This window comes from Chryseobacterium sp. CG10_8, assembly GCF_058117085.1.
The window spans coordinates 1-468 of the sequence record NZ_JBYVEB010000292.1 but is presented as its reverse complement, the minus strand read 5'-3'; the positions used below and the strand labels follow the sequence as shown (position 1 = coordinate 468).

The window sequence follows — 468 nt, the reverse complement described above, 5'->3', positions numbered from 1 at the left end:
TTTTTTTAAAGATAAACCAAGATTTATGATAATTAATGGCAAAATAATTTTAAGTTCCAAGAAATTTTTTGCAATAAAAATATCTGCATTGGAGCTGATAATTGATTTACGGTCGTAATAATCCCACTCTGTAGAGTTTTCAAAATCAAGACTATTTGATTGTAGTGTATAAAACAAAAATGAAAAGATAAGAAATAGTACTAAGATTACGATTTTGTTTTTCGGGATGAAATAAATCAAAGGAGAAATTAAAGCATTTGAAATTGACGCAAAAATAATGGCGGGCAATAAAGTTATGCAAATTATCCAAAAATTTATAGGTTTGAATTCGAGATAAATTAAGTAAATGATTGTATTTATAAACAAGAAAATAATTATTGAAATAAGGTAATGACAAAAAATATCTGATAAAATTTTCATTTTTTTAGTATATAAATTTAAAAGTCGAATCTTGATAAAATTGCGGAC

The 468-nt window shown here is 23.9% G+C and carries 1 protein-coding gene; it reads right to left on the bottom strand.

Features of this window, described 5'->3' with window-relative positions:
• The coding region (locus tag AC4AGG_RS16805) for a hypothetical protein (protein ID WP_489773171.1) at nucleotides 1-420 on the bottom strand (420 nt) is incomplete at its 3' end.
• Between the last annotated feature and the right edge of the window lie 48 nt (nucleotides 421-468).